The organism is Actinoallomurus purpureus, assembly GCF_024055795.1.
In the GTDB taxonomy this organism is placed as follows: Bacteria; Actinomycetota; Actinomycetes; order Streptosporangiales; family Streptosporangiaceae; genus Actinoallomurus; species Actinoallomurus purpureus.
In genome coordinates, this window is sequence record NZ_JAMXMY010000009.1 from 37,412 (window position 1) to 54,806 (window position 17,395).

General features: G+C 68.5%; 19 protein-coding genes. 13 read left to right on the plus strand and 6 right to left on the minus strand.

Annotation, left to right across the window (positions count from 1 at the left end):
• The first annotated feature begins 96 nt into the window (after positions 1–96).
• Positions 97–1,509 (plus strand): MFS transporter, encoded by a 1,413-nt coding sequence (locus NE236_RS17985; RefSeq protein ID WP_252843168.1) that lies wholly within the window; start codon positions 97–99, stop codon positions 1,507–1,509.
• Here the strand turns inward: NE236_RS17985 and NE236_RS17990 are convergent.
• The gene (locus NE236_RS17990; protein WP_252843169.1) at positions 1,400–2,053 is read right to left on the minus strand and encodes a GntR family transcriptional regulator; all 654 of its coding nucleotides are present in this window, start codon (positions 2,051–2,053) and stop codon (positions 1,400–1,402) included. The two genes, NE236_RS17985 and NE236_RS17990, sit on opposite strands and share 110 nt — an antisense overlap.
• A gap of 344 nt (positions 2,054–2,397) precedes the next feature.
• Between NE236_RS17990 and NE236_RS17995 the strand changes: the two genes are divergently transcribed.
• Genes NE236_RS17995 through NE236_RS18025 form a run of 7 tightly spaced genes read left to right on the plus strand, consistent with a single transcriptional unit; the run spans position 2,398 to position 7,916 of the window.
• Positions 2,398–3,462, plus strand: coding sequence for an ABC transporter substrate-binding protein (locus NE236_RS17995; RefSeq protein ID WP_252843170.1), 1,065 nt, complete (start codon positions 2,398–2,400; stop codon positions 3,460–3,462).
• Complete coding sequence (locus NE236_RS18000) at positions 3,459–4,379, plus strand: ABC transporter substrate-binding protein (RefSeq protein ID WP_252843171.1); 921 nt, start codon at positions 3,459–3,461, stop codon at positions 4,377–4,379. Before NE236_RS17995 ends, NE236_RS18000 begins: the two co-directional genes overlap by 4 nt.
• Positions 4,376–4,789, plus strand: a complete 414-nt coding sequence (locus NE236_RS18005) for a pyridoxamine 5'-phosphate oxidase family protein (protein ID WP_252843172.1) — start codon at positions 4,376–4,378, stop codon at positions 4,787–4,789. Before NE236_RS18000 ends, NE236_RS18005 begins: the two co-directional genes overlap by 4 nt.
• Entirely contained in the window at positions 4,786–5,430 is a 645-nt protein-coding gene (locus tag NE236_RS18010; RefSeq protein ID WP_252843173.1) for a nucleoside/nucleotide kinase family protein, read from the plus strand. Before NE236_RS18005 ends, NE236_RS18010 begins: the two co-directional genes overlap by 4 nt.
• A complete protein-coding gene (locus NE236_RS18015; protein ID WP_252843174.1) occupies positions 5,427–6,275 on the plus strand; it encodes an ABC transporter permease in 849 nt (282 codons plus the stop codon). Before NE236_RS18010 ends, NE236_RS18015 begins: the two co-directional genes overlap by 4 nt.
• The gene (locus NE236_RS18020; RefSeq protein ID WP_252843175.1) at positions 6,272–7,042 is read left to right on the plus strand and encodes an ABC transporter ATP-binding protein; all 771 of its coding nucleotides are present in this window, start codon (positions 6,272–6,274) and stop codon (positions 7,040–7,042) included. The genes NE236_RS18015 and NE236_RS18020 overlap by 4 nt, the downstream gene beginning before the upstream one ends.
• A gap of 4 nt (positions 7,043–7,046) precedes the next feature.
• Positions 7,047–7,916: a sulfurtransferase gene (locus NE236_RS18025; RefSeq protein WP_252843176.1), complete on the plus strand. Its 870-nt coding sequence runs from the start codon at positions 7,047–7,049 to the stop codon at positions 7,914–7,916.
• A 65-nt stretch (positions 7,917–7,981) separates the two neighbouring features.
• Here the strand turns inward: NE236_RS18025 and NE236_RS18030 are convergent, their stop codons facing one another.
• On the minus strand, positions 7,982–9,142 hold the full coding sequence (locus tag NE236_RS18030) for an FAD-dependent oxidoreductase (RefSeq protein ID WP_252843177.1): 1,161 nt from the start codon (positions 9,140–9,142) through the stop codon (positions 7,982–7,984).
• A gap of 9 nt (positions 9,143–9,151) precedes the next feature.
• A complete protein-coding gene (locus NE236_RS18035; RefSeq protein ID WP_252843178.1) occupies positions 9,152–9,778 on the minus strand; it encodes a TetR/AcrR family transcriptional regulator in 627 nt (208 codons plus the stop codon).
• A 249-nt stretch (positions 9,779–10,027) separates the two neighbouring features.
• Between NE236_RS18035 and NE236_RS18040 the strand changes: the two genes are divergently transcribed.
• Entirely contained in the window at positions 10,028–11,794 is a 1,767-nt protein-coding gene (locus NE236_RS18040; protein WP_252843179.1) for an MOSC domain-containing protein, read from the plus strand.
• A gap of 23 nt (positions 11,795–11,817) precedes the next feature.
• Here the strand turns inward: NE236_RS18040 and msrA are convergent, their stop codons facing one another.
• Positions 11,818–12,333: a peptide-methionine (S)-S-oxide reductase MsrA gene (gene msrA, locus NE236_RS18045; protein WP_252843180.1), complete on the minus strand. Its 516-nt coding sequence runs from the start codon at positions 12,331–12,333 to the stop codon at positions 11,818–11,820.
• A 277-nt stretch (positions 12,334–12,610) separates the two neighbouring features.
• On the opposite strand from msrA, the gene NE236_RS18050 reads away from it, so the two are divergent.
• Positions 12,611–13,426 carry a transporter substrate-binding domain-containing protein gene (locus NE236_RS18050; protein ID WP_252843181.1) on the plus strand — a complete coding sequence of 272 codons (816 nt, stop codon included), beginning with the start codon at positions 12,611–12,613 and terminating at the stop codon, positions 13,424–13,426.
• Between the two features lie 70 nt (positions 13,427–13,496).
• Here NE236_RS18050 and NE236_RS18055 read toward each other — a convergent pair whose 3' ends face one another.
• Entirely contained in the window at positions 13,497–14,357 is an 861-nt protein-coding gene (locus NE236_RS18055; RefSeq protein ID WP_252843182.1) for an aldo/keto reductase, read from the minus strand.
• Between the two features lie 104 nt (positions 14,358–14,461).
• Here NE236_RS18055 and NE236_RS18060 point away from each other — a divergent pair, with 104 nt between their 5' ends.
• Positions 14,462–14,725 carry a UTRA domain-containing protein gene (locus NE236_RS18060; protein WP_252843183.1) on the plus strand — a complete coding sequence of 88 codons (264 nt, stop codon included), beginning with the start codon at positions 14,462–14,464 and terminating at the stop codon, positions 14,723–14,725.
• A 653-nt stretch (positions 14,726–15,378) separates the two neighbouring features.
• Here the strand turns inward: NE236_RS18060 and NE236_RS18065 are convergent.
• Entirely contained in the window at positions 15,379–15,828 is a 450-nt protein-coding gene (locus NE236_RS18065) for an ATP-binding protein (RefSeq protein WP_252843184.1), read from the minus strand.
• Between the two features lie 163 nt (positions 15,829–15,991).
• Here NE236_RS18065 and NE236_RS18070 point away from each other — a divergent pair, with 163 nt between their 5' ends.
• Together NE236_RS18070 and NE236_RS18075 are read left to right on the plus strand one after the other, a co-directional pair.
• Positions 15,992–16,804: a helix-turn-helix domain-containing protein gene (locus NE236_RS18070; RefSeq protein ID WP_252843185.1), complete on the plus strand. Its 813-nt coding sequence runs from the start codon at positions 15,992–15,994 to the stop codon at positions 16,802–16,804.
• The gene (locus NE236_RS18075; RefSeq protein ID WP_252843186.1) at positions 16,804–16,896 is read left to right on the plus strand and encodes a DUF397 domain-containing protein; all 93 of its coding nucleotides are present in this window, start codon (positions 16,804–16,806) and stop codon (positions 16,894–16,896) included. The genes NE236_RS18070 and NE236_RS18075 overlap by 1 nt, the downstream gene beginning before the upstream one ends.
• Positions 16,897–17,395: the final 499 nt, after the last annotated feature.

The window sequence follows — 17,395 nt, forward strand, 5'->3', positions numbered from 1 at the left end:
ACCTGCGGCACAGCGAACCTTCCTCCGCCTGAATCGCCGGTGCGCCTCTCGTGCGCCGGGTGGCGGGCATCGTTCTCGGCGACTCAAGGAATCCCTGTGCCTTCTCCTGTCATCCCCGCGCGCCATCGCGTCAGTCTTTGGCGGGACGGCGACTTCCGCCGACTCTGGGTGGGGCAGACCGCGTCCCAGTTCGGGGCGCAAGCCGGTCAGGTGACCCTGCCGCTCATCGCCGTGGTGGCACTCAACGCCGGCGCTGCTCAGCTCGGCGTCCTGCGTGCGGTACAGCAGGCACCGATCCTGCTGTTCTCGCTCTTCGTCGGCGTGTGGGTGGACCGCCGGCGATCCCGCACCGTGATGGTGCTGGCGGATCTCGGCCGGGCCGCGGCACTGGCCGCCATCCCCATCACCTATCTCCTGGGCATGCTCGGCACTCCGGCGCTGCTCGTCGTCGCCTTCCTCGTCGGCGTTCTCACGGTGGCCTTCGACGTGGCCTACCAGGCCTCTCTCGTACGACTGGTGGAACGCGACCAGCTCGCGCAGGGCAACAGCGCGCTCGAGGGCAGCAGATCCGCGGCGCAGGTCGGCGGCCCCGCGCTCGGTGGCGCGATGGTGTCGCTCCTTTCGGCACCGATCGCCATCGTGGTGAGCGCGTTCTTCTTCACGTTGTCCTTCCTGACGATCCGGCGAATCCGCCGACCCGAGCCGATACCTCAGCACGCAGAACCGCCCACTCGAGTCCTGCGGCAGATCCACGAAGGTCTCCGACTCGTCGTCGGCGACACCTCGTTGCGCGCCGTGGGCCTCGCCTCGGGCATCTTCCAGTTCTCCTTCGCGGCCCTGATGACCGTCTACCTGCTCTTCCTGCCGCGCACACTGCACCTGTCGGGGGCCGCCGTCGGCCTGGCGCTCGCGGCGATGGGGCCGGGCGCACTGGCGGGTTCACTGCTGTCCGCCGGCCTTCCAGGGCGGTTCGGCCACGGCGTGGTGCTGGTGTCCTCGGCGGCGCTCGCCGACGGGGTGATGCTCTGCGTACCCGCCCTGCACGGCTCCACTGCCGTCACGATCTCGTTGCTCATGACGATCAACTTCGTGTTCGGTGTTTTCAGCCAGATCGTCGACGTCACCGTCATGGCCGTTCGGCAGGCCATCACCCCGATGCGGATTCAGGGCCGGGTCGTTGCGACGATCAATTTCGTCGGCATGGGGCTGACCCCGCTCGGTTCGCTCCTCGGTGGCTATCTGGCCGGCGAGTGGGGTTTGCGCACCAGTCTGCTGTTGACCGCCGTCGGTGTGTCACTGTCGCCGTTGTTCATGGCCCTCTCCCCACTCGCGCGCCTCGGAAGAACCCTGCCACCGGCACACCAGGCCACCGGCCTCGAAGAACCAGGAGCGCCGGGGCTCAGAGGGAGTCGCGGGCGAAGGCGGCCAGCCGGGACTCCCGGGAGCGGCCCAGGTGGGCCGCGAGTGCGTCGCGGGCCGCTTCGGAGTCGCGGTCGGCGATTGCGGTGAGGACGCGTTCGTGTTCGTCGCGGGTGATCTCGAGGTCCTCCGCGCTCTCGTGACTTCCCCGGTCGTAGATCCGCAACTGCGCGGTGAGCCGGGTCAGGAGGGTCTGGATCGTGGTGTTGTGGCCGGCCTGCCACAGCGTGGCGTGCCACTGCGCGTTCAGTTCGCGGATCTCGGCGGGATCGGTCCGCTCGCCGGCGGTGGCGTGGAGGTGGCGTAGCCGCGCCAGGTCGAGATCCGTCCTGCGTAGGGCGGCACTCGCCGCGGCTTGGGCCTCCAGGGCGATGCGGGCCTCGTAGATCTCCAGGACGTCTTCGGAGGTGCCGGCGCGGACCTGGTAGCCGCGGGCGGCCCGCTTGAGCAGGCCGTCCTGCTCGAGTCGGCCGAGCGCTTCTCGCACCGGCGTCCTGGACACGCCGTACCGCGCGGCGAGCGTCGTCTCCAGAAGGACGCTGCCCGCGGGGAAGCGCCCGGCGAGGACGTCGTCGCGCAGCCGCTCGTACTGTGCGGCCCCCGCCTCGGAGCGGCCGTTGCCCGCTGCTGTCACGACCACACCGTAGCAGCGTGCATGCGCTGTACGGGATATCTCGCAGCTGTGTATACGCATGTATCCAAAGATTTCCTACCTGTCTTGTGTTGTATGCATCTCCTCGCGTACGCTGCGACGACCATCGCAGGAGGTCCAGTGCCAGGTCATCACCCATGTCGGGACGCCACGGGGTGTCCGGCTCGGCGGTCGGCGGTCGGCACCGCCGTCGCCGGCGGCTGTAGCCCGCGCCGGTGACATTCGCGCGTATCGCGCGCCGGCACCTCCTCCACGAACCCCCGATGACCGCGATCCATGACGCCTCCGTTGCTCCCTCCGGGAACCCTCACCAAGTAGGACGAACGATGAATCGACTCTCGCGCTCCCTGTCGCGCGGTACCCGGATGGTGGCCGTGGCCGCCGGTGCCCTTCTCGCGGTGACGGCCTGTGGCTCCACGAAAGGCCACGACGCGGCGGGCACGGCCGGTTCGCCGGCCCAGGTGTCCATCGCGCTGGGATGGACGCCGAACACCGACTACACGGGGATCTACGTCGCCGACTCGCTGGGCTACTTCAAGAAGCAGGGCATCTCGCTGAAGGTGATCCCGTACGCCTCGACCGCGCCGGAGACGCTCGTCGCCCACGGAACCGCGGACTTCGGCTTCTCCTACCAGGCGGGCGTGGCGTACGCGAAGGCGGCCGGGCATGACGTGATCGGCGTCTTCGCGCCCGACCAGAAGGGCACCTACGTCATCGGCGTGCGGTCCGACCGGGCGGACATCGCCTCGCCGAAGGATCTGGACGGCAAGACCTACGCCGGCTTCGGCACCCCCGACGAGCTGCCCGAACTGCAGAGCGTCATCAGGCACGATGGCGGCAGGGGCACGTTCAACCACGTCACCCTCAACACCTCCGCGTACGACGCGGTCTACAACGGCAAGGCGGACTTCACCATCTCGGTCGCCACCTGGGAGGTGCTCCAGTCCAAGCTGGTCGGCAAGCCGATGAAGAGCTTCAAGCTGACCGACTACGGCTTCCCCGACCAGTACTCCAACCTGATCGTTTCGAGCAGCAAGTACCTGACCGCCCACGCCGACCTCGCCCGGAGGTTCCTGGCCGCCACCCAACAGGGGTACGCGTACGCGGCGGACCACCCCCAGGAGGCGGCCAAGATCCTCATCGCCGCGAACCCGTCCGTCTTCCCCAAGCCGGATCTCGTCTACCAGAGCCAGGCGGCGCTCGCCGCGGGCGGATACCTGCGCAACGCCAAGGGGCAGGTCGGCACTCAGAGCGCGAGTCTCTGGAGCTCCTACGGCGACTTCCTCTACGGCAACGGCCTGCTGGTCGACGGCGACGGCAAGAAGCTGGCCGCCAAGCCCGACTGGTCGACCTACTACACCAACGACTACCTCCCGGCGGGCAGCCGATGAGCCACGTGCGCGTGATGCTGGAGTACCTGCATCCCTGGACGAACTCGGCCGGGTTCTTCGTCGCGGCCGGTGAGGGCTGGTACCGCGACGCCGGCCTCGACGTCGAACTGTCGGTCGTCGACCCCTCCCGCGGCGACCCGCTGGATTACCTGTCCCGGCACGAGGCGACGTTCGCGGTCTTCCCGACGAACCGCCTCCTCGTCCGCCGGGAGCGCGGGCAGCGGCTGATCGGGATCGCCTCGATCAATCATCGGGCCATGGAGACCGTCCAGACCGCCGTCACGACGGGGATCCGGCGGCCCCGCGACCTCGAGGGCCGGCGGATCGCGTTCAACCCGACGCCGCGCGGCGTCGCGATGGTCCGTCACCTCGTCGCGGCCGACGGGGGTGATCCCGACCGTGTGATCACCGTGGACAGCGGGCTGCGCGAACTGGGCATCGACGACATCCTGGCGGGGACGGCCGACGCCACCTTCGGCAACTACTGGGCCTGGGACGTGCTGTTCGGGTCCGCGCCGGCCGAGGAGCGGCTCTACTGGCCGGTCGACGAGATCGGGGCGCCGCGCTTCCACAGCTACCTGCTCGGCACCCAGGAGTCGACGCTCGACCGGAACCCCCGGCTGGTCCGCGCGTTCCTGGACGCGACCGCGCGCGGCTACCTGGCGGCGGTCGAGAGCCCCGACACGGCGCTGACCGCGTTCGAACGTCACATCCCGTACTTCCCGCGTGGCGTGCTCCGACGCTCCCTGTCGCTGATCTCGGGCACCTGGACGCACGAGGGTCGCTGGGGTGACCAGCGGGCCGAGTTGCTCGGGCCCTACGCCGAGTGGCTCTGCGCCAACGACGTGCTGGCGGACGCGGACGTCTGGCGCGAGGCCACGACCAATGAGTTCCTGCCGGAGAGGAGCCGGGTGTGACGAGCGGTGTCGCCCTGCCCGCCGCCGCGCGGCGGCTCATCGACACGCCGGAGTTCGCGGTGCTGGCGACCGCCGATCCCGGCGGCGGCCTGCACCAGTGCGTCATGTGGGTCGGCCGGACGGGTGATGAGCTGTACATGGTGACCAAGAGCTTCCGGCGGCAGTGCCGCAACCTCCTGGCCGACCCCCGGGTCGGCGTCCTGGTGTACTCCCGGGACCGGCCGCGGCACTACGTCCGCGTCGAGGGCACCGCCACGGTGAGCGAGGACGGCGCGACCGCGCTCGCGCACCGGCTGGCCAGGGCGTACACCGGCAGAGACCACGAGGTGACCGACCCGGCCGAGGAGGCGCAGCGGGTGGTCGTCCGGATCAGGCCCGAGCGGGTGCACGTCTACGGGGAGGCCGCATGACCTTCGCGACCGGTGACGCGCGGCCCGGCCTCGCGGCGGTACGAGACCTCGGCGCGCTGCTGCGGGCGGCGCCGCCGGGCGCCGGGCGCACCCGCGTCCTCGCGGTCGACGGGCGGTCCGGCTCGGGCAAGTCGACCGTGGCCGCCCTGCTCGGCGACGAACTGGACGCCCCGGTGGTCAGCCTCGAGTACCTCTACGGTGGCTGGGACGGCCTGGAGAACGGCGTCGACCTGCTGGTCTCGGAGGTGCTCGTTCCGCTCGCCGCCGGGCGCACGGCACGCGTCCCGCACTACGACTGGGTCAACACGGTCTGGGACGACCCGATCGAACTGCCGCCTCCGGACCTGCTCGTCGTGGAGGGCGTCGGCGCCGGAGCGCGCCGCGCCGCACGCCACACGAGCGTTCTGGTCTGGCTGGAGGCGGCGGACCGGACCCGCAGGCGGCGGGCGCTCGGTCGCGACGGCGACACGTACCTGCCGCACTGGGAACGCTGGGCGGCGCAGGAGGCCGAGATGCTCGAACGTGAGGCGACCCGCGACCGCGCCGACGCGATCCTGCGCACCGACGCGGCACCGGAGCCGTCCGGGCCGATGGCCCTCGGTCCGCTGCGGTTCGAACGACGGCCGGGAGCGGCCCGATGACGGCGCAGAAGGTGGTCGGTGACCAGGCGCTCCCGGACAGCGGCGTCGCTCTTCCCCGCCGCCCCAGAGCCGTACGCCGTCTCGCCCGGGGCGTGCCCTCCCTGGTGATCGTCGCCGCGCTCCTGGCCGGGTGGCAGATCTACGCGGTCACGGGGAATCTCGGTACGGACGTGCTGCCGAGCCCGGCGAAGGTCGCCTCCGAGGGATGGGCGCACCGCGCCGAACTGTGGGACAACACCCTGCCGACGCTGCGGGCCACGTTCGCCGGGTTCGCGCTCTCGCTCGTCGTCGGCTTCGCGCTGTCCGTGCTCATCGACGCGTCGGCGGTGGCGCGACGGGCGCTGCTGCCGCTTCTCGTGGTGACCCAGACGCTCCCGTTGATCGCCATCGCCCCGCTGGTCGTCCTGTGGTTCGGGTTCGCCCTCCTGCCGAAGGTGCTGATCGTCGCGCTCGTGACCTTCTTCCCGATCACCGTCGGGCTGGTCGAGGGCTACGCGGCCACCGACCGCGACAGCGAGGTCCTGCTGCGCACGATGGGAGCCGGACGGTGGCGGATCTTCCGCACTCTGCGGGTGCCCACCGCGCTGCCCTTCTTCTTCGCCGGCCTGCGCATCGCGATCACCTACGCCGTGGTGGCTGCGATCTTCGCGGAGTACGCCGGCGCGACGTCCGGACTCGGGATCTACATGCAGAACGCCAAGAACTCCTTCCGTACCGACCTGGTGCTCGCGACGGTCGCGGTCAGCTCCGCCCTGACCCTGGTGCTGTTCGGCCTCACCTACGTGGTCGAACGCCTGGTGACGCCGTGGGTCCATCTCGCCCGCCGACAGGGGAGGGCATCGTGAGCACCGACGGTGCGGCGCCGGCCGCCAAGGTGGAGATCCGCTCGCTGAGCCGGTCGTTCGACGGCCTCGATGTCATCCGCGACCTGTCGCTGGAGGTCCGCGAGCACGAGTTCGTCTCCATCCTCGGCCCGAGCGGCAGCGGGAAGTCGACGACCTTCTCCGTCCTGACCGGCGCGCTCGCCCCGTCGGCCGGCGAGGTGCTCGTCGACGGGCGGCCGCTGGGGCGGCGACGCGACCAGTTCGCCTACATGCCGCAGAAGGACGCGCTGCTGCCCTGGCGGCGCATCATCGACAACCTCACCCTCGGGCTGGAGGTGATGGGCGTACGGCGGCCGGAGGCCCGCCGCCGGGTGCGCCCGCTGCTGGAGACGTTCGGCCTGGCCGGGTTCGAGCGCGCCTATCCGTTCCAGCTCTCCGGCGGCATGCGTCAGCGGGCGGCGCTGCTGCGCACCGTCGTACAGGATCGGGGAGTGCTCCTGCTCGACGAGCCGTTCGGGGCGCTCGACGCCCTGACCCGCGCCCAGATGCAGCAGTGGATCGAGGAGGTCCGCGGTCGCCACCAGTGGACGGTGCTGCTGATCACCCACGACGTGCGAGAGGCGATCTTCCTCTCTGACCGGATCTACGTCTTCTCACCGCGACCGGCGAGTGTCCTGGCCTGCGTCGATGTTCCGCTTCCCCGGCCGAGGACGATCGAGACCCTCACCGACCCCGCCTTCACCCGCATCGAGGCCGAGCTCCTCGGCACCCTCCTGCAGAGAGGATGACCCGATGTCGCTGCTGCCACCGCTCCTCGACGCCGGGACGTTGGCCGACGCGCTGGGGGATCCGTCCCTGCGGGTCCTCGACGCGACGGTACGGCTGAACCGCCCGCCCGGAGGCGGTCCGTACACGCCGGAGAGCGGCCGGGACGCGTACGAGACGGAGCACGTCCCGACCGCGGGCTTCGCCGACCTCATCGTCGACCTGGCCGACCCGGACGCCCCGTGGCCCTTCGCCCTGCCGCCGGCCGCGCGGTTCGCGGCCGCGGCCGGTCGCCTGGGCATCGGGCCCGGGACGCACGTCGTCGTCTACGCCCAGGACTCCCCGATGTGGGCCACGCGGCTGTGGTGGCTGCTGCGGTACTTCGGGTTCGACGCGGTCAGCGTGCTCGACGGCGGCCTGCCCGCGTGGCGCGCGGCCGGCCTGCCGCTCACCGGCGAACCGGCTCGTCACCCGGCCGCGCGGTTCGACGCCCGGCCGCGGGCCGGGCTTCTGGCCACCCGCGCCGACGTCGAGGCGATCGTGGCCGGCCGGTCCGCCTGCCTCGTGAACGCGCTGTCCGACGCCGTGTTCCGGGGCGAAGGGCCCACGTCCTACAGCCGGCCGGGTCGCATCCCCGGCAGCGTCGGCGTGCCGGCGGCCGGCCTGCTCGATCCGGCCACGAACCGTTTCCGCCCAACCGCGGAACTGACGGAGCGCCTCGACCCGGTCCTGCGCGAGCCCGCGGTCGTCCTCTACTGTGGCGGCGGCATCTCGGCGACGATCGACGTCTTCGCCCTCTCCCTCCTCGGCCGCGACGACATCCGACTGTACGACGGCTCTCTCGCCGAGTGGTCGGCCGACCCGTCACTGCCGCTGGACACCGGAAGCCGGGCATGAGCTCTTGACTGAGCTCCCTTACCCCTTTCCGGCGATCGATCACACCGAACACGGCGTCGGCCGACTTACTTCGCGGGTGCCTCGATTCTGGTGAAGAAGTCGACTATTTCCCGCGGAGATTCAGCGCTGAAGCACATCTCAAGGCCTTGGGCGGACATTTCGGCCGCCGCCGCGGCCCGGGGGAACATGGCCGTCTCGTACCGGGCCGGCGCGGTCTCGACGTCGTCTCCGTGTTCGATGATGGCCAGCGCCAGTTCGGCCGCGTCGAGCATGGCGAGGTTCGCTCCCTCGCCGGCGTACGGCGACATCACGTGCGCGGCGTCGCCCACCAGTGTCACGCCCGGGATCCGCGTCCAGGAGTGCCCGGTCGGCAGGGCGTAGATCCGGCGGGGGACGATCGTGTCGTCACAGCGGCGGATGAGATCGGTCAACTCGGTGCCCCAGTCCGCGAACTCCTCGAGCAGGCCGTCGCGGGCGGCCGGAGCATCGGACCAGTCGATGCCACAGCTGACCGCCCAGTCCTCCGGGACACGCAGCGAGACGGCGAGATCGATGTGTTCGCCGCCGTGGCCCATCATGGCCTTGCCGTCGGAGAGGGCGAAGAAAATGCCGGGGCCGGCGAGTGCGGCCGAGTCCGGGTAGCGCTCCTTGACGTGGGAGAGGCGGAGTTCGAGGTGCGTGATCCCGCAGTACTGCGGCGTGGCGGCCGAGAGCAGCGGGCGTACCCGCGACCATGTGCCGTCCGCTCCGACCAGGAGATCGGCGACGGTGCTGCTGCCATCGGCGAACGTCAGCTCGTGCCGGCCGTCGTCGAGTCGCCTGGTGGTGGTGACCTTGTGGCCCCAGGCGATCCTGCCGGGGTCGAGTGAGGCGACGAGCAGATCGCGCAGCACCGACCGGCCGATCTCAGGGCGGTCCCCCTCTCCACCTTCGGGTCCGGTGTCGACGTGGACCCTGCCGGTCTTGTCGAGGACACGCTGGTGCTCGCCCTGCGGGTGTGTGAGGCGACGGAAGTCCTCGTAGAGGCCCGCTTCGCGAAGGGCGCGTTGCCCGGATTCCTCGTGCATGTCGAGGGACCCGCCCTGGCGGCGTGCGTCGGCGGAGGCGTCGCCTTCGTAGACGGTGGAGGGGATGCCGTGGTTCTGGAGGACGCGCGCGAGGACGAGGCCGGACAGGCCCGCTCCGACGATCGCGATGGCGGGATGAGAGACGGAGTGTGAGGACATGATGCTCTCTTATTCGTTGGGCGCATGAGAGCCGGCGGCGAGGATGCCGTCGAGCAGGACGTCGAAGGCCCAGTCGGAGCGGGCCGCCCCGTCTCCGGAGATGAGTTCGACACCGAGCCGGACGATGTGGGGGTATCGCACCGCGTCGGCGGTGGCGATCAGCGCGGCCAGGGCGGAGAGATCGTCAGACGGCCTCGGGGTGCTGTGTTCGACGGCGACGGCGGTGGGCTGGAGCAAGAGCAGGTCCACGCCCCAGGCCGCCGCCCGATCCGACACGCCGCCCTCGTTGAGCAGGGCGAGGAGCGCCTCCACCAATGCCATGTAGTTCGGGCCGGCCGGCTGCGTGGACAACGCCATCCGTGCGATCTCCGGGTAGCGGAAGAGGACGCTCTGATAGCTCCGCAGTAGGGCCTTCAACCGATCCCGCCACGTCCCGGTTCCGCCGGCGGACGGGCTGACCTCGCCCAGTAGCGCGTCGAGGATCTGCGCGTGCAGGTCCTCGGTGTTCCGGACGTAGACGTAGAGCGACGCATGCCCGGTGTCCAGAGCAGTGGCGACACGGCGCATCGTCACCTTGTCCAGGCCCTCCTCCCGCAAGATCGCCAGTGCGGCGTCGACGATGCTCTGCCTGGTCAAGGCCGGTTTCGCCGGGCGCTCTCGTCGACTGCGGGGACTCTTGGGCCGATCGGTCGGGCTCATGCGACGAAGATAGCACGACCATGGTCGTAACGACCATGGTCGTCAGGTGTATTACCCCGACTCGGCGGGGCCCTCGCCGAGTTGCGACGATGAGGTGGAAGGCCATCGACCGAGCAGTAGCGGGCCGATCCCCTTCAATCCCCCAGACGTGGTGTCCGTCCGCACATCCCCATCTGAGGAGGCGCAGTGGCCGAGCTTCTGGCGGTCAACGTGGGAATGCCGAAAGAGGTCCCCTGGCAGGGCCGGACGGTGCACACCGGCGTGTGGAAGCGGCCCGTCACCGGCCCGCGGATGGTGCGCCGGCTCAACATCGACGGGGACGGCCAGGGTGACCTGGCCGGGCACGGCGGCGAGTACCGCGCGGTGCTGGTCTATCAGCTCGCCTCCTATCGCCACTGGCAGGAGCAGCTCGGACGCGAAGACCTGACCTTCGGGCATTTCGGGGAGAACTTCACCGTCGACGGTCTGCCGGACGACGAGGTGTGCATCGGAGACCGGTACCGCATCGGGCAGGCCGTCTTCGAGGTCACCCAGCCCCGTGTCACGTGCTACCGGGTGGGCCTGCGCCTGGGCGAGCCGCGGATGGCCGCCCTCCTGGTGTCGCATCGGCGCCCCGGCTTCTACCTTCGCGTTCTCACTGAAGGGCACGTGGAAGCGGGAGACGAGATCACGAAGGTCGCCGACGGCCCGGAGAGAATGACCGTCGCGGAGATCGACGCCCTGCTCTATCTGCCCGGACACCCACGCGACCAGGTGGCACGGGCGTTGCGGATCCCCGCGCTCAGCCCGGGCTGGAAGGCGTCTTTCAAGGCGCTGCTCGACCAGGCCGACCGTGCGCCGGGCGAACCGGCCGGCAACGCGGGACTGACCACGGCCGCCGGCCCGCCTCCTGCCTGGGAGGGGTTCCGGCCGCTACGGGTCACCCGTATCGACGCTGAGAGCAAGAGCGTCTTCTCCCTGACGCTCGCCGCCGAAGACGACACCCCGCTGCCGGCCGCACCGGCCGGCCAGTTCATCACCCTCCGGCTGCGCCCGGATGACGCCGGCGCACCGCTGATCCGCAGCTATTCGATGTCCGGCCCCCCGGGAGCGGCGCGCTACCGCATCAGCGTGAAACAGGAACTCCACGGTGCCGCCGGCACCTATCTCCGCGCCAATGTACGCGTCGGTGACCACCTGGACGTCGCGGCGCCACGGGGCGGCTTCACCTTGCGCGACGGACAGAACCCGATCCTGCTGGTGTCGGCCGGCATCGGTGCCACCCCCGTCCTGGCCATACTGCACGCGCTCGCCGCCGCGGACTCCACGCGCGAGGTGTGGTGGCTGTACGGTGCCCGCGACGGCTCCGAACACCCCTTCGCGCGCGAGGCCCGCGCCCTGTTGGCCGGACTCGCCCACGCGTACGAGCGGATCTGTTACAGCCGCCCGGCACCCGGCGATCGTCAGGGCGTCGACTACGGCACCGCAGGACGGCTCTCGGTCGACCTGCTCGGCCGCTTCGGCGTGCCTCGAGGCGCGGACGTCTACCTGTGCGGGCCGCCTGATTTCATGCGGGAGTTCCCCGCCGCGCTCGCCGCCTCCGACCTGGCCCCCGGCAGTGTCCACACGGAGGTCTTCGGGGCCGGGCCCGCACTGACCCCCGGCCTCGCCGAGGCCCGCGCGCGTCCGGTGCACCCGCCCGCGGGTCCGCCCGGCTCCGGACCTGCGATCTCGTTCGCGCGCAGTGGCCTGACCGTCCCCTGGAACACCGCCTACTCCAGCCTGCTGGAGTTCGCGGAGGCATGCGACGTTCCCGTCCGCTGGTCGTGCCGAACCGGCGTCTGCCACAACTGTGAGAGCGGTCTGCTGGCCCGCTCCGTCGCCTACTCACCCGACCCGGTCGAGCCACCGGCCGAAGGCAACATCCTGATCTGCTGTTCCCGGCCCCGCGACGATCTCATCGTCGACCTTTGAGCATCGGCGCTCCACTGCCGAGGTCAGCCGGCCACCTCCGGCTTGCGTCGCGGCAGCCTCCACCCAGGGCGGATGAAATGACACGTGTAACCGTCCGGGTAGTTCTGCAGGTAGTCCTGGTGCTCCGGCTCGGCCTCCCAGAACGGGCCGACGGGGTCGACCGTGGTGACGACGCGGCCCGGCCACAGCCCCGAGGCGTCGACGTCCGCGATCGTGTCGAGCGCGATCCGCTTCTGTTCCTCATCGGTGTAGAAGATCGCTGACCGGTAGCTCAGGCCGACGTCATTGCCCTGCCGGTTGAGCGTGGTCGGATCGTGGATCTGAAAGAAGAGCTCCAGCACGTCCCGGTACGAAACGACCGCGGGGTTGTAGAGGATCTCGATCGCCTCAGCGTGGGTACCGTGGTTGCGATAGGTGGCGTGCGGCACGTCGCCGCCCGTGTAGCCGACCCGAGTGGAGATCACCCCGGGCTGCTTGCGGATCAACTCCTGCATGCCCCAGAAGCATCCGCCCGCGAGGACCGCTCTTTCTTCCGTCACTTCGGGTTCCCTTCCTCATCGCCCAAGCCGGGCTCGCGAGCCCAGGGCCAGGGCGGGAGTAACACGGTCGACGGTAGTGGCCGACCATCTCCGCCGATTCGCCGGCCCGTTCCATGGCACGGGCTCCATCGCGCCTCCCGCAACGCGCGTGGACGTGTTCATATTCCGGAGCGGTCGAATCAAGAGGATGATGATCTTTCCGAACGCCTGCCCGGCACAGCGCAGTGCGGGTGCGCGCGGGTTGGCCCCATCCCCACTTCGGAAGCAGGAACGACCTTTGCGGCGTATCACCACACTCTCCGCCCTGGCCCTCGCTCTCATCGGCTCCGTCGGCGGTGCCGTCCTCACCACCGCGCAGAACAGTTCCGCCGCGCCGAGCGGCACCCGCTCCCTGCTGGACACGGTGCCCCGGCGCGGTTTGCTGCGGGTGTGCACCACAGGTGACTACCGGCCGTTCAGCTACCTGGACCCGAAGACGAGCACCTACACCGGCATCGACATCGACATGGCGAAGAACCTGGCGAGCAGCCTGGGCGTGAAGATCAACTTCGTGTCCACCACCTGGGCGAAGCTCGTCGACGACCTCACCGCACGCAAGTGTGACGTCAGCATGGGCGGCGTTTCGGTGACCCTGGCCAGGGCCCAGAAGGCGTACTTCAGCGCGCCGTACCTCACCGACGGCAAGGCCGCGATCGCCCGCTGCACCGACAAGGACAAATACCAGACCCTGGACGGGATCGACCAGCCCGGGGTCCGGGTGATCGTCAACCCGGGCGGCACCAACGAGAAGTTCGTCACGGCGAACATCAAAAAGGCCACGGTCATCACCCACGCCGACAACAACACCATCTTCGACGAGATCGTGGCCGGGCGAGCCGACGTCATGATCACGGACGGGAGCGAAACGAGATATCAGGCGAAGCTCCACCCTGAGCTGTGCGCGACCAATCCCGACAAGCCGTTCACCTTTGCCGAGAAGGCATATCTGCTGCCCCGGGGTGACGAGGAGTTCAAGGAGTACGTCGACCAGTGGGTCCACCTCACGACCCACGACGGCACCTACGCGGGCTACTCCGCCGCCTGGCAGAACTGACGCGCCGCAGGCGGGAGGGCACCCGACCTCCCGCCTGCGGGTGACGAGCGCGAGCAGAGCTGTAGCTCGATCAGACGAACAGGGGCTCGGCCTGGGATCGCTGGACCAGCGCGCTCATCGCATCCTCATCGGGTGCCTGGGCGAAGCGGGAGGCGGCGTCGAGGACCAGGGGGAGCAGGTCGACGTCGCCGACGCTGTTGACGAAGATGCCGGGCCGGCTCAGCGCCCACCAGACGGCGAGATCGATGTCGTCCTGCCGTTCGAGCGGCTCGTACCAGGTCGATCGGGTGTGCGGCCGGCCCATCCATGGGCGCAGCGCGATCGACTTGATCGTCTGCATTGCCACCCGCCGTTCCCGACACGTCTGCTGCAGCGCCTCGAAGTTGCCCGCATAGTAGGGATTGCGCATGGTGATGTAGTTGTACGGGAGCAGGACCGAGTCGAAGTCGAACCTTTCCAAGCTGCGCCGGTGGGTCGCGGCGATCTGCGTGCCATGGCCGGTCACGCCGATCCAGCGCACGAGTCCTTCCTCACGGGCCGCGAGTGCCGCCTCGATCGCCCCGCCGGGGCTGAGGGCGACGTCCCACTCGATCGGGTCGGCCAGGGAGTGCAGCTGCCACAGGTCGATGTGGTCGACGCCGAGGCGGTCCAACGATCGGTGAAGCTCCTCGCGCGCACCGTGCTCCGTACGCTCGCCGGTCTTGGTCGCCAGGAAGAAGCGGTTCGGCTCCCGTCGCAGCAGGGGGCGCAGGCGCACCTCGGCCTCGCCGTAGGAGGCGGCCACGTCGATGTGGTTGATCCCGTACTGGACAAGGACGTCGAGGGTCTGGTCCGCGACACGCTGGGGCACCGCGCCCAGTGCCGCGGCTCCGAAGATGACACGGGTGCTGGTGTGGCCGGTGCGCCCGAATTCCGCCGTCTCGATCGGCATCTGCGGCCCTCTCAGAGAAGCGGGCGTCCTGCGCCGACGCCTCGTCGGGGAACGGCCCGCGCGGTGAGGTCCACGCTACGCCACCAGCGGCTCTGATCAGCTGAGTGATCCTGAGGAATCCCCAGCCATGGCCCATCGCGCTCGCCCACTACACCGGCCGATCGCCCGCACTCGTCGCGAGCCACGTCACCGCCCGCCACCCCACCGACGCCGAAGCCGCCGCCCTGCATCTCACACACCACGACGCCGTACTCGTCCGCGACGACACCCACACCGACGCCCACGGCAACCCAATCGACCACACCCGCTCCGTATGGCCCGGCGACACAACCCGACTCACCGCTCACTACCCACTAGGTGATTCCTGAGAATGGCCACCGCAGCGCAAATCGCACAAACGGTGGATAGTGGGCGCGCTCCGCGATCCGGTACGGATTGCCGAATCTCCGTGGCCAACAGGGAGCGCGCCCACGCCTACCTACCCTGATCAAGGCTTAGAGGAGTCAGACGCAGGGAGGTGGTGTTGATGCGAAGCCCCCGTTCAATAGCTTCTCCACGTTGTCACCGAAACCGAAGAGCTTCGGGCTTCCCTTGACTGGGATGTTTTAGGACAGCTTGACGTCTGGCTCCTCGCTTAGATGGAGGGAACCGAGATCAGGTGAGCGGTGTTGATGCGAGGCGAAAGGTTTAATTCCTCTCCGCTCTACCTTGGAGTCTGACCTTCAGCTCCTCGGTGCCCTCCGCCGTACTCTGAAGGACTCGCAACACCTCAGAGTACGGAGCTTAAGCCCATGAAACGCCTTTCGCCGGCGCGCCTCCCCTCTCTTGTACAGCGGGTTGTCCTTGTTCCCTACTTCCCACAGGAGGTCGAGAGTCCATCTGTCGGGGGAATCAACCTCGGGCTGCAGGCCCAAGACTTCCAACGCCCGAGCATGTAGAAGGTTTACGTCTGTTGCTAGGCTTCTGAAGGGAGTGACTTTGGTCCTCGCGCCGAGCGAGAACTGTGCCGAATAGCGGTTTCCTACTTCAGGAGCGTCCATACAATCTTTCCTCCTCCCATTTCTAGCTTCGGAAGCCAGTAGCCCCACTTCAAACAGAGGTCCTCAACCATGTGAAGTCCTCTTCCGGACTCCTCTAACTCGTAATTGCGTTTTTGGGGCGTCTGAAGGGACCAATCCCACACTTCGATGAGCGGAATTCCGTCCTGATTCGTGATGTCGATCCAGAATTTAGGGCGGTTGGAAAAGATTTTGATGCCCTCGTCGAGCTTGTAGCCGTAAACGTGCCTAAGAACGTTGGTCACCAGCTCGCAGCCAATGAGTTGTCCCACGAAGGCGAGATCGGGACGGCCCATGCACGTCAGTCGATGCTTAATCATGTCCCTGGCGAAGCCAGCCGCCTGAGGGATGGGCGACAGGATGATCTTGGAGGCTCCGGGAGGAGCTATCTCTCGTGCTACGACGTTCGGCATGGCTGGCCACCTCGTCTGTTTCCAGGCTGTTCGATCCCGTTCTGAGTCGTTCCGTGGCATCCGCATTCGTCCGGACGTATTCGGAAGCGTTGACTTGGAGTATGGACCTGTGGTGGAAGCCGAGGTACCATTCCCGGAACTAATGGAAAGGTTCGGAGGGTAGATGGTGAGTGGTCAGCGCTTCGATCCGGACTCTGACCCGTGGGACTGGCTATTAGATGACCTGCGGTTTCACGTCCAGAAGTCCGGGATGTCCTATGCAGCCCTGGCGAGGCTGCTGGAACGTAGCTCTTCCAATGTTTCCAACATCATGGCCGGTAGGAGGCGCATCAAGGAGAGGGACGCAGAGCAGCTAGACCGCTGCTGGGAGCTGGGGAACCACTTCGTCCGACTGGTCCGGAACGCCAGTCGGGAGGGGAACAAGGAGCGAGAGTGGTTCAAGGCTTACCTTGATCACGAGGCGGCAGCCAACACGATCAAGACCTATGAAGCCCTGGCCGTGCCAGGACTCTTCCAACTCCCTGAGTACGCTGCTGCTCTGATCAGAGCGCTAGGTGCCCCGGACGAAGAGGATCAAGTTGAGAGGAGGATGGCCCGACAGTCCATCCTTAGCAAGAAACCTGCCCCTGCCATCTGGGTGCTGATCTCGCAGAACGCTTTGGATTGGCCCGTTGGAGGGTCGGAGGTCATGCTCAAGCAGCTTTCTCACCTGCTTGAGCTGGCTGAGCTGCCTCACGTCAGCGTCAGAGTCCTCTCGCGATCCTCTGGGGCGCACGCTGGCTTCGATGGAAGCTTCACCCTGATCTACGGAGAGTCAGGAGACGTTGCATACACTGAGTCTCCTGGCCGTGGACGTCTAGTAGAGTCTGCCTCCGAGGTCAGAGAGTATTGGAACAGGTACGACCGAATCGGAGAGATGGCCCTGCCTGTCGCCCCCTCCCTTCAGCTGATCAGAGAGGCCATGGAGGCTCTGTGATGGAAACTCAAGATGGGTGGCGGAAATCCCGCCACAGCGGAAATTCTGGGAACTGCGTAGAGGTCAAAGTGGTGGACTCCGAGTCCGCCTGATTGGTCAAACTAAGAGACCCCACGGTTTGAGGGATATCCCGCCCTTGCAGAGCAATAGCCGCTGAGACGTCCGTCGGGTGGTCAGTCGGCTCTGTGAGGATTTTCCCTACAGGGTCAAGGCGCGCCACAGGCGCGCAGCCTGCGGGGACGGCGACGCCGGCAGACTCCGCTTCGCCCGCCCCTACGGGGTGGCCTACGGCGATCAACCGCCCTCACCTCCCGTAGTCAGGAAACGGCCGGGCGGGAAAGGGCAGGCCCGCCGGAATCCGGGCTGCGGGCGGCGCTCCACGCCGTCCTCGCCCGTCCCGGCGGCCTGCCACCCCGCCCTCCGCCCCTGCCACGAGTCGTGCCCGCGTGGCCATGCGCACCCTCCCGGAGTTAGCCGCGCGCTTGCCGTCTGGTGCGGTGACCACGAACGTATGCCGGGTGTGGTCATGCGCCAGTCGGCATACGCGGTGTCGGCACCAGAGCATCCGCGAAAAACGGGAGGGGTCGCCCC